The following is a 13,496-nucleotide window of genomic DNA, read 5'->3' as shown; positions in this document are numbered from 1 at the left end:
TATGGTCAGTTGTATACGGCGTTAATCGTTTATGTCCTGCTAAAATACGTGTTCGATCAAGGAAACGCAACCGTCCATTGGAGCGCACGGTTGACGTTTGCCGATTTTGATCGCTTATTTAGTTTACAGACATTACCCTTGGAATGGGTGATTTATGTAGCTAACCATCTGGTGTTCCCTCTCCCATCATCTGGTTAATCAACAGGCTTGGGTTTCGCCGGATTACAGATTTAGTTCCCATGGCCGCAATTTAATGAGTGGCCTTAGGCAACATCCAGACATAAAGGCGATACGGTCGTCCTCAGCCGGGACTTACCGTATCGCCTGTTTTAGGTATAGATTCTAGACGAACCGATGCGAGCGTTGACGTTCGAAGCCCCCGGCTTACCTTGCATCGCATCGAACGCTTGAACCGCGGCCGTGGCCACCTCAATGTCTTGCGCGCTGCTTCCGCCGCTCACGCCGATGCCGCCGACGATTCGGCCTCCACTCGTCAAGGGAATACCCCCTCCGAGAATAACGACTCTGCCGCCGTTCGTCGTATTGATCCCGAACGCGGGACCCCCGGCAGCCGCCGTCTGGGCGAGATTCGCCGTCGGCATCTGCATGCTCACGCTCGTCCATGCTTTATTTTGGGAGATTTCGATTCCCGCAATGCGCGCATGATCCATTCGTTCGAACGCGACCAGGTTCCCTCCGTCGTCGACAATCGCGATATTGCTGTTCAATCCCATCTGTCGCGATTTCTGTTCGGCGACAGCCAGCAATTTTCTAGCCGTCTCCAATGTCAGTTTATCCAAATCCTCACCCCTATGCCTATACTGCTACAAGGTATGAAGACGTTACGGAAACCGTGATTAGGTCATCTCCCTGTCGCTTCTTGACTCTGAGCAAACTTCTCATAGAGTCGTTTCGTTTCGTCCGAAGGGGCGATTCCCAGCTCGGTTTGCAGAACGGAACAAGCTTGCCTGTATGCTCGCACGACGCCTGCCATGTCGTGACTAAGCCCATGCAGCCTCATTAAAGAACGATATGTCTCTTCCCTTAATTGGTTATGCTGGAGAAGCTGATTGGCATAGAAAACGGCCGACGAATATTCTCCTCGGCTTTCCAATAGGGTGACGATCTTCTCCAAGACCATCGCATGCTTCTGTGCCAGCGATTGACGCTTGGCCTCAAGCCATTCCGCATTGTACCCGGGCATTAATTCTCCCCGGTACAGTTCGGCTGCTCTATATAAATCCGGCAGGGTGACACCGCGGGCAGCAAGTTCGAACTCCTTCACGTCCGAATAGATCGGCGTTTCATGTTCCCATAGCAAAAACGCGGGAGTCGCCTTCAGAAGCCGATCGGCTTGCGGCAAGCGATCCCGCAGATCGTAAAGCAATTTCCGTAGATTAGCCAGCGCTTGGCGCTCCGTAGAATCCGGCCAGAAATCAAAAGCGATTCGTTTTCTGCTTATCGGAAGATCATCCGCAAGAATCAAATATGCCAATAGCAGACTGATTTTTCCAGCGGAAAGGCTCGCAATCGTCTCGCCGTCGACGGCGATTCTAAATCCACCCAATAACCGAAAGGTCCATGCCCGCAAGTTATTAAACCTCCTGTCAAACCTGTGCCGCACTCAGAAACGGAATAGGTTAATCCGCATCGTAACACGGTTTGAAGTCGGCTCATACTATCCGAAAGTTGTAATTTAGTAGCATTCGATTGCTTTTCTTATGGAATCGCAGCCGCGGACACCGTTACGTTGCATACGGCAATGAACCCTCCGTCTTCCGCGGTGGCAATGATCTTCGCTTTGCCCGGAGCGATGCCGGTCACTTTTCCCCCGCTGTCTACCGCCGCCACAGTCTTGTCGCTGCTGCTCCATTTTACCCGTTTGTTCGGCGCGTCCTCGGGCATAACCGTGGCGATCAACGTTTCGCTTTCTCCGGCCTTCAAAGCGACAGCGCTCTTATTGATCTTGATGCTGCTGGCGACAGTCCCGAGCGCGTACAAGATGTTCCCCTGATTCGCGGTGCCGGACGTATAGACTGAACCGTCGCTACCGATGGCAAGTTCGTTCCCTACCGACAAACCTTCAAATTCCCATTTCACGGATCCGTTAGGATTGACCGCATAACCAACCGCTCTATGGGTGAAATAGATCGTACCATCCGTACCGATCTGCGGGTTCGTATACCCCCCGACGCTTCCCGCCAGCTCCCATTTGATTTTTCCGTTCGGATTGACGGCGATCAGCCTTTTGTTGCCTCCAACATAGATCGTCCCATCCGCTCCGACGGCCGGTGTCGTTCTCACCTTGTAATCGTAGCTCCACTGCTTCGTGCCATCCGGATTAACGGCGTAGAAAAAAGAATCGTAAGACACCACGTAGATCGTGCCGTCGGCTCCGAGTACCGGATCGGAATAGAATATAGGGGCTTTCACCGTAAAGCTCCATTTTTTCTTGCCGTCGGGTTTGATGGCATACAAGTGGCTGTCGGTCGAGCCGATATATATCGTGCCGTCCGCGTCAAGTACGGGGGTGCTCACGGCTCCGGCGACTGTGAACTCCCATTTCTTCATTCCGTCGGGGTTGACCGCGATCAGCTTCGGTTCGTCCGAAGCCGCGATGTAGATCGTACCGTCCACGCCTACCGCAGGCGATGAGTTGACGGAGCGCCCTCCCACGCTGATCTTTTCGGAGCCTCCTCTTTTGAACTCCCACTTTTTCGTCCCGTCCGGGTTGACCGCGATCAATAGATGATCCCAAGTATTCACGTAGATCGTGCCGTCGGGACCGATCGCCGGCTTACCGTTTACAAGGCCGTGAAGAAGCCCTAAGCCCCATATGAAGGTTCCGTCTGGTTGAAGCGCATACAGAACGTTATCGAACGTAACTAAATATAGAACGCCATCTTCGCCGACCGTAACCGACGAATTCACCGATGAGCTGAATTCCCTCTCCCAACGTATCGTCCCTTTGCGGTTTTCGATGGGAATGATGGGAAGATTTTTTATGATATCCGTCGCTTTCAGTTCCATTTTCGGGTTAACCTTGATCGTCTCTTTGATCGCTTCATTCAACAGATTGGGGTTTATTTTAGTTTGCGTATCCTCTTTCGCTGCCACAGCGGGGACGACGATAACCGAAATCAGAAACGCGGCCAGAGCGGAGATGAGCATTTTTCTCGTTCTCCACCTTATATTCCACATGGGACCAGATCCTTTCCGTATGTTGGGACTACCGCTTCGGATCGCGGCTGCATCTATTTTATAGCGCGAAGCGTTGCAAAAACGTTAAGAAAAAGGATTTCAAATCCACAAAAGAGAATAAATAGACATGCAAGAAGACGTTGCGCGGGCGAGGTGAACGGAACGCTATGTCAAAGGAGAAGCGGATGCTAGAAACGGCTAGCGAGATCGAACGGTTAGAGCAGCAATATCTTGTAGGACGGGAAAAAGAGATCGTTTTGTTCCTGAACATATTGGCGGATCATCACCCGGAAGAACGAATCGTTAATCTTTATGGAACCGGGGGCGTGGGCAAAAGTTATTTGTTAGACGAATTCCTGCGGCTTGCCGACAACGCCGGAATTCCTTCTCTCTATCTGGATAGTCAGGCATGCTCCCGTAACCCCCTCGAATTTTGTTTGCATCTGCTGCATTTGCTTCAATATCCGCTCCGCCGGTTCGGGAAGCGGCATACAGACATCCATTCGCTCAAAAAACTCGTCCTGCTTGAAATAGAGAAAGCTGCCGGCAGAGGTAAACTGATCCTCGCCCTGGATACGTTCGAAGAAATCGGCGAGATGGAGCATTGGCTGCGGGATGAATTTCTCGCATATATGAGTCCGAACGTGCTGACGATCATATCCGGCAGATTCCCTCTGCAGGGCCAATGGCTAACCTCCCCGGCCTGGCGGCGGCTCATCGTCCGAATGCCGGTAACGGACTTAAGTTACGAAGCCGTTAAAATTTATTTGGAACGTTCGGGTATGACGAAGGATGATCAGGCACTCTCCGCGTGGACTCGAACGAAGGGGCATCCGTTAACTCTATCGTTATTCGTATCGACGACGTTAGCCCGAACATTGTCTCGATCCACGCGCTCGACGAGCGAAGATATTTTCCCCTATGTCGTGAAAATATGGCTGAAGGAAGTTCCGCACCGGGAAATCCGGGAACTGGTAGAAGCGACCGCCGTTCTTCGGCATTTCAATCAGGAATTGCTCAGCTTTGTCTTGGAAAGGCCCGTCGCTTCCGAACAATTCTTAGAATTGATCGGACATTCTTTCATACGAAGGGTTGATCACGGTTGGATGCTGCACGATATGTTGCGGGATGCCATCGGACACGAAATGCGTCTGCGGACGCCGGAATTCTACGACAAGCTTTGGAAACGTTGCGTTATGCATTACGACCTCCGCATGAGACAGTCGCCCGCCAAGATTGCTTTTCCTTGGGGGAACGCGGATTGGGTTTATTACATAGGAGATCGTCTGATTCGGACGCTGTTCTATCAGCAATCCGTTTCTTATCTGCTGGAATCTCTGGACCGAACCAATTGGGACGAAGCTCTCCATTATATCGAACACCGTCGCGCCAACGCTCAAGACGTAAGGATACTCCCGACCGACTTGGAGACAAACGAGCGTTATGAATATGTCATCTCGGCGGAAGAAGGTCTTTACGGGTTTATGCATTGGGATCTGCAAGAGCTGTATGAGTTAGACCCCAATATTGTCAAACTGATACGAGACGTGCACGGAACGGTATGCGGGCTGGCGGTTATCGTGCCGATCCATGAAGGAACTATGGATTATTTGTTTTCCCGCCCGCCTTCATCGACGTATTTCGCCAGTCTTCCGGAATCCAAGCTTCGGGAAATGCGAACTTCGAGGGAAGCGAGCGCTGGCTACTTCATAGCAATGATCGATGTTCGCGATTACGCGGATCTATCCATGCGGCAGGCCGCGGGACTCACTTTCATCTCTTATATGCTATCTGCTAGATTGGTCGTCACGACCGCCCCTTCGATCCCTTTCTTTCATGCCATATTTCAAAGTTTGGGATTCGAGAAAGCGAAGGATATCATGCACTTCGATTACGACGATCAAATCCCGACCCCCTATTTCGTTCTGGATACGAGAGGAAACAAGCTTCATGAATATTTGGATCGGATGATCTCATCGTTCGGCCTCGCGCAAATTCGGGATGACGCCGATAAAGGACTGCAACTATTGTCCAGACGGGAACGGGATGTCGTCGATCTATTGATTCAAGGCAACTCCAACATGGAAATTGCCGGGCTCCTGTACGTCAGCGAAGCAACGGTCAAGAAACATGTCTCTAATATTTTCAAAAAATATCATGTCAAAAACCGCGTACAATTCATAAACCGATACAACGAACAATTTTCTCGGCAATGAAAGCGACAGCTTTACTTCTACTTAAATACCACTTTCGGATAATATCCGCTGACGATAAGCGATGATACCCTTGTATAGTATGTTCCGATAGCATCGGCAACTCCTATACGATAAGAGAGGGTGATCGAAGTTGAAGTGGATGTCCAAGAAAACCGTATTGATCTCATTTTTTATTGTCTCCATGCTGGTCAGTTCATTCGGATCCGCATATGCGGCGGCCAATCTGGAACCGATCAAAGCCTTCTTCAACCGAAGCGTATCGTTCGTGTTGAATGGCGAACGTTGGGAGCCTAAAGACACGAAGGGAAAACCGCTCAGCCCGATTTATTATAACGGCACCAACTACTTGCCTGTTCGCGCGTTGGCGGAAGCCCTCAAAGTTCCGATCGACCTAGACGCCTCCGGTCAAATCATCTATATTGGGGGCAAGCCCGGAGAAAAGACGCCGATCTTCGCCGTTCCGATGGAGATCGACAATATCTATGCGGTGTCAACAAAAGATCCTGCCGAAACCTTAGTGAAAGATACGCAATTCAAGCAAATATTAAAGATCGATCAGTATGGAGACATCGTATTTAAGATCGATCGCAAATATAAAAGGCTTGTCTTGAACGCTGCGGTTATTAGTCCCGGAGAACATGAGGTGGAGTTTACGCTATATAATGCGGGAGAAGCCGCCGGGAATGCCGCCGAGACCGCTCTGGAGATGCATAAAGTAAGTCCGGACGATCCGGTGACGCAAATGGTCTTTAACGTGGAAGGGCTGGAGAAAGTCAAAATCCATGTGCAAAGCCACTTGTTGAATCCGTACATTTACGCAAGAATCGTCGACACTTCTTATTTTGACAACGGAGATTCTTCCTCAAAGAACCCTTAAGTAAAAGGGAAGGCGATGCGTGGATGCATCGCCTTTTCTCGTTCTATAATTAAGGAAACCTATGTCCAGCGCGCCGCCCAAAGCTTCATCTCGTGACAGATGACATGCAGGTCGTGGCCTTTGGGCGTCAAGGTATATTCCACGGTCACGGGCACTGTCGGATACACTTTCCTCTCCAACACGCCTTGATCCTCAAGATGGCGCAATGTACTCGTTAAAGCGCGAGGGCTTACGTTGGGTATTTTACGTTGCAGCTCCCCGAAACGAAGCGTACCGTTGAAGAGTTCACGGATGACGAGAAATGCCCATTTTCCTCCCAAAACATCCAGTGTCTTCTCGATGTTACATTCAATGTGCACCGGCGTCTTCGGAATATAACTACTGGCCTTTTGGCTCACTTTCAACTCTACTCCTTTGCGCGTTGCTATATTTCGTATAGCTTCTTACCAGTCAATTATAGCTTTTGTGTAATCGATTGCATAGGCTGCGATAAGCGATCGTTATGTTCTCTGATTTTTACCTGTACTTTACCTAGCACTAGTTAGCAACTTAAGATTTACACCAAATAAAAACAATAAAATAGGCATAAAGTTAAACGGGAGCAATAAAAATACGCTAGGATCAACTAAACCCTTGAATAGGTTTATTATCAACATAGGATACTTGGCCATGATACGGAGACTATGAATTCCGTTATATCCTCTTTGTACTCTAATTTATACCCAACCATTACATAAGTAATTAGAGACACTAAACTTAAGATGTTGAAAAAATAATACCAATATTTGAAGAATGGGAAAAAAGAGAAAATTAAAATAGTACATAACATAAATAGAAAGGAAGAACAGAAAAAAAGCAATAAAGTCATCTTTTTATTTCTTTTCATTTTTACATCTCTCCGCCTAAAATAATCCGCTAAAATCAAAAGACTCAATTACTATGGAATTTCACTCTATACAAAATCCTAAAATGGATTTATATTCAAAATTAATCGAAATAGGAAAGGCGATGCATGGAAGCATCGCCTTTTCTCGTTCTATTGTTATAGATCGCATGCGCAGAGCCGATCTTCGATCAGCTCATCATCGAGTATTCCATCTATAGAATAGAATGGTATTCCAGAACCGTTTACTCTTGCCTATCGAAAACAAACACTTGTTTACCCGTCTTGTCGATATGCGCGTATTTCGCGATCCGAGTCTTGCTATCGTAACTTAGTTGAATCAAAGCCAGGCCACGATCGAATTCGCTGATACGCTTGCGATGCTTCTTGAACATTAGATTTCCGTTCTTATCGATGAAGTTGCCAATGGTGTTGTCAATCTGAATATATGCCCAGCCTTCGTGAAAATCAGATACTCCGTCATACTGCGGAAACTTCTTCGTGACGTTGATAACGATTTTCCCTTTCTTGTCGATCACGTATGTGTCCACGAACCCCATATTCAGCTTACTGTCGTATCGTAGAAATTTATCAACCACCGCCAAGCCTTCATGGAAATCGCCATTTGTCGAGGATTCCAAATATTCCGGTTGAATGACGACTTTGCCGGTTTTGTCGATAAATCCGAACTTGTCGTTGATCTTTACCTTTGCCAGCCCTTCGCTGAAATCGTGAGCTCTGCGATATTTCGCGGGAATGACGACCTTGCCGGTCTTATCGACGTAACCGTAAAAACCCTTGCTGTCCTGAAATAGAGCCAGACCTTCCTTAAAGGCGTTCATGCGGCGATATTGCAGCGGGATCGCCACGTTCCCCTCCTTATCGATCGCTCCATAATTGTACTTCCCCCCGCCGGCGTATTTGGCGACGACCGACAACCCTTCGGAGAAATTGCCGACTGCGTCGTACGGTGCCATAAAGCGAATTTCCCCGTTATGATCGATAAAAGCTTTTTCATTGGGCAATACCCTCTTCTCCGAATTCCGATGGTAAGCCAATGAAACTAATGCCAGACCTTCATAGAAACCCATCTCATCCGGATCTACCGCTATGTAGTATTTGCGTTCGATGACCACGTTTCCCTGCTCGTCTATAAATTCACAATGTCGAGTTTCGTCGCATACGGCGGCGACTCCCTCACTGAAATTAAACCCCGTACTATATTTCGGTTCGATAACGACCTTGCCGTTCATATCAAAGTAACCCGTCAATCCATATTCGTAATTGTACATCTTATGCAGTTTGTATTCTTGTTTGTCCGCTGCGCCGACGGTATTCACCGAGAGTGCGCCTCCAACTAACATTAAGAGCATTAGACGTACGCTTTTGCCGAGCTTCTTACTCATGAAGTTCTCCCCTTCCTCCATCAAGAAGTATATCGAAGAGGAAAATATTAGGCAATACCGCGACTTAATCGATAACTCTTCCCATGATGACTGTATTATAGTACATCCCGTCCGCATGCAGCCTATCCTTCTTGAGAATACCTTCGATTTCAAATCCATGCTTTTGATAGAGCCGGATCGCCTTATCGTTCGTCTCCACTACACTCAAAGCGATTTTATGAATCCCGTTAGCATCTGCCCATGAAGTCGATTCGTGCAATAGATTTTGACCGATCCCGTAACCCCAATAATCCTTCAACACGCAAACGCCGAACTCCGCTTTATGAGAAAATCTGTTCAGCTCAAAGCCTTGGCATCTGGAGAAGCCGACTATGGCATCCCGAACGACGGCTACCAGAAATAAGTTGCTCGCTTTGCGCGTGTCCTCCTCGATTATCCGTTCAAATCCAGGCACATCGATATACGCTTCTCCGCTTTCTCGGTCCATATTTTCCGTCTCGCCGTCAATAATGAGCCTTAAATCAGATAATGACTTGGCGTCGCCCGTCACCGCGGACCTAATCGTGTAGTTGAGCCCTTTGGCTTGGCAATCCTTCGAATCAATGATCATAAGCTACTCCAATCTCCGTAAAGTCCAAAGTACCGTATCCTTCCTGCTATCAATCTCAATCTCAATCTCAATCTCGTATGGAACGCACGATTTCTTGTTTTCTGTCGTTCACGATCAGTTGAAATACATCCGGGCGGCTGTAATGTCCCACCACATCGAAATCGAACCGGCTCTGCGCGATCCGGGAAAGATCAAGATTCGCAAGCAGGATTCCTTCTTGATTATAGAGAGGTTCCGTGACGTAATCGCCGAGTGGTCCGACGATTGCGCTCCCCCCTATACAAAGAACTTCGGGGTCGTCCTTCAGATCCTCGTAGTGGGCTAGATCCGTGGGGTAGCTGGATTTGGTCGCGTATTGATTACTGGAGAGAACGTAGCATCGGCCTTCGCAAGCGATATGCCGGATCGTCGACTGCCACGAATCGCGGGCATCCGCCGTGGGCGCTACGTAAATATCGACACCTTGCGCGTACATCGCCGTGCGGGCAAGAGGCATGTAGTTCTCCCAGCAGATCAAACCGCCGACCCTTCCGAACGGTGTCTCGATGACCGTTAGTGTGCTGCCATCCCCTTGTCCCCATAGCAGCCGCTCGGACCCGGTCGGGACAAGCTTGCGATGCTTGCCTAAGAGCTCGCCATCTGGTCCAATATACACCATCGAGTTAAATAAGGTGCTCCTGCTAAACTCCCGATCCCGCTCCACGACGCCGACGATCAGATAGACTCCCAATTCTTTCGCTAGTTCGCATAAGGTCCCGATTTCCCCTCCTGGAATGTCAATCGCGCTTGCCCAATAACGTTCCCAGTCCTTTCTTCCGCCGTCTGTGCGACTGCCGACGCGAGCTCCGAAGCTTAACCCTCGTGGATATCCCGGCAGGAACACTTCGGGGAACACGACCAGTCGAGCCCCCTGTTTCGCCGCATCCGTCGTCATGGCGACGATTTTGTCCATCGCGGATTGTTTGTCGAACAGAATGGGCGAAGATTGAACTACCGCTACGATCACATTCGATTCTTTCATGATACCCGCCTCCAGTTCTACATTTCCGATTTGATTACAATGATATTAGAAAGTGCCGCACATGAAACCATCCAATTTTCTGCTCTTTGCACCCTCCATGTTCAAAGAATAGAAATATAATTGTCATGGATACGCTATAAACATGCGCATTACGCTCGGAGTTTCAATGCTATGATAGAATTCACAAATAAACTGTCGTTAAAAGAGGCGAATCCAATGTGGAAACCCAATCGCCAAAGCAATAAACCGATCTATGAACAAATCGCCGACCATCTGGAGCGTAGAATATCGTACGGAGAATTTCCCCCGGGCAGCTTGCTGCCTTCCGAACGAAAGCTCGCGGAGCAGCTAGGGGTCAATCGGAGCACCGTCATTCTGGCGTTCGCCGAACTGCGGGCAACGGGTATCATCGAAAGCAGGACGGGCAGCGGAACCCGCGTCAGCAAGACGAAATGGGGGGCTCTTCCCAGACATACGCCTAATTGGAGCAGATACGCCGAAGGCGGAAACTTCCTACCGAACTTGCCATTTATGCGCAGAATCCGGGAAGCGCTCCATCAGCACCCTGATCTGATCGATTTCGCCAGCGGAGAGCTATCCGGCGGCCTGGCCCCGAACGAAGAAATCGCTTCGCTCATGAGCGAACATCGCTATACTTCTTATTTGGGATACGTTAATCCGCAGGGGTACACCCCGCTGCGGGAAGCCCTTGTATCTTACTTGCGGCAATACCGGGGCATCCAGACGACCGAGTCGTCGATCCTGGTAACTTCCGGGTCTCAGCAATCGCTTTTTCTGATTACACAATGCTTGCTGTCACCGGGAGACGCCGTGGCGATCGAGGATCCTTCCTATTGCTACTCCCTGCCTATGTTCCAATCTGCGGGATTGCGGTTATTTCGGCTCCCTGTCGATCAGCACGGCATTTGCCCGGAGGCCATTCGAAGTCTATATAAGAAGCATCGCATCAAAATGGTGTTCCTGAATCCGAACTTCCAGAATCCGACCGGAACCGTCTTGAGCGAAGAACGGCGCAAGGAGCTGTTCGACGTCGTCAGCGAGCTCGGCCTGCCGGTCGTGGAAGACGATCCTTTCGGATTGACAGCTTATCGCGGGGATGCGCCCGCACCGCTCAAAGCATCGGACCCCAGCGGCTCTGTCCTCTATATCGGTTCCTTCTCCAAGATCGCCGCCTCCGGGCTGCGCATCGGATGGATGGTCGCCCCCCGTTCCATCGTCGAGCGGCTGGCGGACGCCAGACAGCAGATGGATTTCGGGCTCAGCGTCATTCCCCAGCAAGTCGCTGCGCAATTTCTGAAATCTTCTTATTTCGAGCCTCATCTGGACCGTCTGCGCATGCAATTGCTGTTCAAACGCGATCTGTTGATCGAGGCATTACGGCGGGAGCTAGCGGGGCAGATCGAATTCACCGTTCCCGAAGGAGGCCTGCACCTATGGTGCAGGCTCGTTCCGGAAGTCCATGACGGCAAACTGCTCGAGGAGGCGATCCGCAGAGGCATCGTGTTCGTGCCTGGAAGCGTATATGGCTCGGATTCCGGTTATGTCCGCTTTACGTTCGCCAGACCCCAGGCCGAGGAGATCGGTCCAGGGATCGCGAAGTTCGCAGAAGCTCTGCGCAGCTTGACCGTCTAACGAATCGAACGCTGAATGTCTTTCCCGGTGCTTCAACCCGACTCGTGGAGCGGCCTCGATTTGGATTTGGCAATGCGTACGTCGCTCTTGATCATGCAGAAGATCGCAGCCACGACGAGCGCCGCCCCGATCAGGAAGATGCGCGGAGTAATCCCCTTGATCACAAGAGGAAATACATATCCCACCAACGTTGCGGCCTGCGTGATGAACACGTACAAGCTTGCGCCGAAACCAGCGCGGCTGATAAACATGCGCTGCACGTACCCCATGGCGACGCCGTAAAAAATCGAAACGTAAAAAGAATGAATCGGCTGCATCAAGAAAAACAAGGAAAGCGGCGGACCGAACGCGTACACTGCGTATGTGGCGAGCGCGAACAGGCTGCCCAGCAAAATGATGCGCTTGCTGCCATAGCGCGCGGCCCAATAGCCGGTCAGTGTCATAAAGACGAGCTCGAAGACGGCCTGCACACTCCATAAATAAGACATCAGCTCCGCTCTATCGAACAATTGGTTGACGACGAGCGGCAAGTACAGGCCGCGGATCGCATCGCCGCAGCCAAGCAGCAAGAGCGCGACAAGCATCCATATCGAGAACGGCTCGCCCCGGTCGGTTTGTAGCTTGTTCTCCGCCTCCTTCACATCCTTGTAGATCCAGAGCAGTAAGAACAAAATCGCGTACCCCGCCAAATTCCCCCACAGTACGCCACGAAACGTCGCAATCAAATACAGGTTGGCTCCAAGCAGCAGTCCGCCGAAAAAACCGACGCTGAACGTGGCACGCAGCCACAGCATCGCCATCTCGACGATCTCCCCCGCTTCCTTCGTAAAGCGTTTCCGCGCCATCGCGTACAGCTGGCCCATGATCATGCCGGACGGCGCCGTGGCGATCGCCATGCCAGCGAAGGCCGACGGGAACCCGTCCGCGCGCATATACAGCAACAGCCCGCATATGCAAACGAAGGCGGCCGCAAGCGGGAGCGCCTTCTTGTTCGTGATTTTATCGCTGACGATGCCGACGGTCATCGTGAGAATCATGTTGAACAGCAAGGCACTGGCAAAGATCGCGGCAATCTCGCCTTTGGACAAGCCGATCCGTTCCTGTAAGTAAATCGCGTTCATTGGGGCAAGGATCCCTGTACCGATCCCGTAGCAGAACATGCCCACGACGAGCGGCCACGCCCCTCGGATATTGAAGAAGCGTTTGATGTCCGCCGACAATGTCGATTTCATCCGCATTTCCTCTCCTTCGCTCGCCTGTGCAGGCAACAGAGCCTCCGTCCCCTTCTCATTCTTCCATTATAAACCATTGCGGACAATATCGTTAGCAGCAACTTATTTGCGCTTCTTGAATTACTAGGGCGGGGGAGTTACTCGAATTAGTCGAACAATTCTGGGATGGCTGCATCTTTGCGAGCGAGTAGCTCGATTTTATCGAGCTATTCCGGGAGGGCAGCGTCTTTGCGAGCGAGTAGCTCGATTTAATCGAGCTATTCCGGGAGGGCAGAGTAGAGTCCATATAATTGTGTAAAATGGCTGTTGGTAAACATTAAATAAAGCCATGTTGAAAGTTCTCTCTTAGAATGAGGTTGTCGAGACAACATTCATCGGAGGAATATCAACATGACTC

The 13,496-nt window shown here is 50.2% G+C and carries 11 protein-coding genes and 1 pseudogene; 4 read left to right on the top strand and 8 right to left on the bottom strand.

All coding sequences use genetic code 11. The annotated features are described in order from the left end of the window. A pseudogene (locus FPZ45_RS25625) lies at positions 1–198 on the top strand (IS4 family transposase); the annotation flags it as partial. Between the two features lie 131 nt (positions 199–329). Here FPZ45_RS25625 and FPZ45_RS25055 read toward each other — a convergent pair. The 3 genes from FPZ45_RS25055 to FPZ45_RS25045 all read right to left on the bottom strand — a co-directional run bounded on the left by FPZ45_RS25055 (position 330) and on the right by FPZ45_RS25045 (position 3,171). Continuing rightward, positions 330–800, bottom strand: a complete 471-nt coding sequence (locus tag FPZ45_RS25055; RefSeq protein WP_144707394.1) for a GlcG/HbpS family heme-binding protein — start codon at positions 798–800, stop codon at positions 330–332. Between the two features lie 62 nt (positions 801–862). Beyond that, positions 863–1,591, bottom strand: coding sequence for an AfsR/SARP family transcriptional regulator (locus FPZ45_RS25050; RefSeq protein WP_144707393.1), 729 nt, complete (start codon positions 1,589–1,591; stop codon positions 863–865). A gap of 128 nt (positions 1,592–1,719) precedes the next feature. Then, positions 1,720–3,171, bottom strand: coding sequence for an outer membrane protein assembly factor BamB family protein (locus FPZ45_RS25045; protein WP_186438575.1), 1,452 nt, complete (start codon positions 3,169–3,171; stop codon positions 1,720–1,722). A 215-nt stretch (positions 3,172–3,386) separates the two neighbouring features. Between FPZ45_RS25045 and FPZ45_RS25620 the strand changes: the two genes are divergently transcribed. Both FPZ45_RS25620 and FPZ45_RS25035 read left to right on the top strand, forming a co-directional pair. After that, positions 3,387–5,417 (top strand): LuxR family transcriptional regulator, encoded by a 2,031-nt coding sequence (locus FPZ45_RS25620; RefSeq protein ID WP_222430819.1) that lies wholly within the window; start codon positions 3,387–3,389, stop codon positions 5,415–5,417. Positions 5,418–5,547: 130 nt separating this feature from the next. After that, positions 5,548–6,294, top strand: coding sequence for a hypothetical protein (locus FPZ45_RS25035; protein WP_144707391.1), 747 nt, complete (start codon positions 5,548–5,550; stop codon positions 6,292–6,294). A 59-nt stretch (positions 6,295–6,353) separates the two neighbouring features. Here FPZ45_RS25035 and FPZ45_RS25030 read toward each other — a convergent pair whose 3' ends face one another. The 4 genes from FPZ45_RS25030 to FPZ45_RS25015 all read right to left on the bottom strand — a co-directional run bounded on the left by FPZ45_RS25030 (position 6,354) and on the right by FPZ45_RS25015 (position 10,214). Further along, on the bottom strand, positions 6,354–6,692 hold the full coding sequence (locus FPZ45_RS25030) for a winged helix-turn-helix transcriptional regulator (protein ID WP_144707390.1): 339 nt from the start codon (positions 6,690–6,692) through the stop codon (positions 6,354–6,356). 730 nt (positions 6,693–7,422) lie between these two features. Next, positions 7,423–8,583, bottom strand: a complete 1,161-nt coding sequence (locus tag FPZ45_RS25025) for a WG repeat-containing protein (protein WP_186438574.1) — start codon at positions 8,581–8,583, stop codon at positions 7,423–7,425. Between the two features lie 64 nt (positions 8,584–8,647). After that, positions 8,648–9,193, bottom strand: a complete 546-nt coding sequence (locus FPZ45_RS25020; RefSeq protein WP_144707388.1) for a GNAT family N-acetyltransferase — start codon at positions 9,191–9,193, stop codon at positions 8,648–8,650. Between the two features lie 67 nt (positions 9,194–9,260). Beyond that, positions 9,261–10,214, bottom strand: a complete 954-nt coding sequence (locus FPZ45_RS25015) for a carbon-nitrogen hydrolase family protein (RefSeq protein ID WP_144707387.1) — start codon at positions 10,212–10,214, stop codon at positions 9,261–9,263. Positions 10,215–10,430: 216 nt separating this feature from the next. Here FPZ45_RS25015 and pdxR point away from each other — a divergent pair, with 216 nt between their 5' ends. After that, positions 10,431–11,867: a MocR-like pyridoxine biosynthesis transcription factor PdxR gene (gene pdxR, locus FPZ45_RS25010; RefSeq protein ID WP_144707386.1), complete on the top strand. Its 1,437-nt coding sequence runs from the start codon at positions 10,431–10,433 to the stop codon at positions 11,865–11,867. A gap of 32 nt (positions 11,868–11,899) precedes the next feature. Here pdxR and FPZ45_RS25005 read toward each other — a convergent pair whose 3' ends face one another. Continuing rightward, positions 11,900–13,099 (bottom strand): MFS transporter, encoded by a 1,200-nt coding sequence (locus FPZ45_RS25005; RefSeq protein ID WP_144707385.1) that lies wholly within the window; start codon positions 13,097–13,099, stop codon positions 11,900–11,902. Between the last annotated feature and the right edge of the window lie 397 nt (positions 13,100–13,496).

Origin of the sequence: Cohnella terricola, assembly GCF_007786475.1 — a bacterium.
GTDB lineage: Bacteria > Bacillota > Bacilli > Paenibacillales > Paenibacillaceae > Cohnella > Cohnella terricola.
Note: the sequence above shows the minus strand (reverse complement) of the source record. Positions and strands in the feature narration are given on the sequence as shown.

Excerpts from the sequence above, each read along its gene's own strand:
- FPZ45_RS25045 (WP_186438575.1), bottom strand. The coding sequence starts at position 3,171 with ATGCTCATCTCCGCTCTGGCCGCGTTTCTGATTTCGGTTATCGTCGTC.
- FPZ45_RS25620 (WP_222430819.1), top strand. The coding sequence starts at position 3,387 with ATGCTAGAAACGGCTAGCGAGATCGAACGGTTAGAGCAGCAATATCTT.
- FPZ45_RS25025 (WP_186438574.1), bottom strand. The coding sequence starts at position 8,583 with ATGAGTAAGAAGCTCGGCAAAAGCGTACGTCTAATGCTCTTAATGTTA.
- FPZ45_RS25020 (WP_144707388.1), bottom strand. The coding sequence starts at position 9,193 with ATGATCATTGATTCGAAGGATTGCCAAGCCAAAGGGCTCAACTACACG.
- FPZ45_RS25015 (WP_144707387.1), bottom strand. The coding sequence starts at position 10,214 with ATGAAAGAATCGAATGTGATCGTAGCGGTAGTTCAATCTTCGCCCATT.
- pdxR (WP_144707386.1), top strand. The coding sequence starts at position 10,431 with ATGTGGAAACCCAATCGCCAAAGCAATAAACCGATCTATGAACAAATC.
- FPZ45_RS25005 (WP_144707385.1), bottom strand. The coding sequence starts at position 13,099 with ATGAAATCGACATTGTCGGCGGACATCAAACGCTTCTTCAATATCCGA.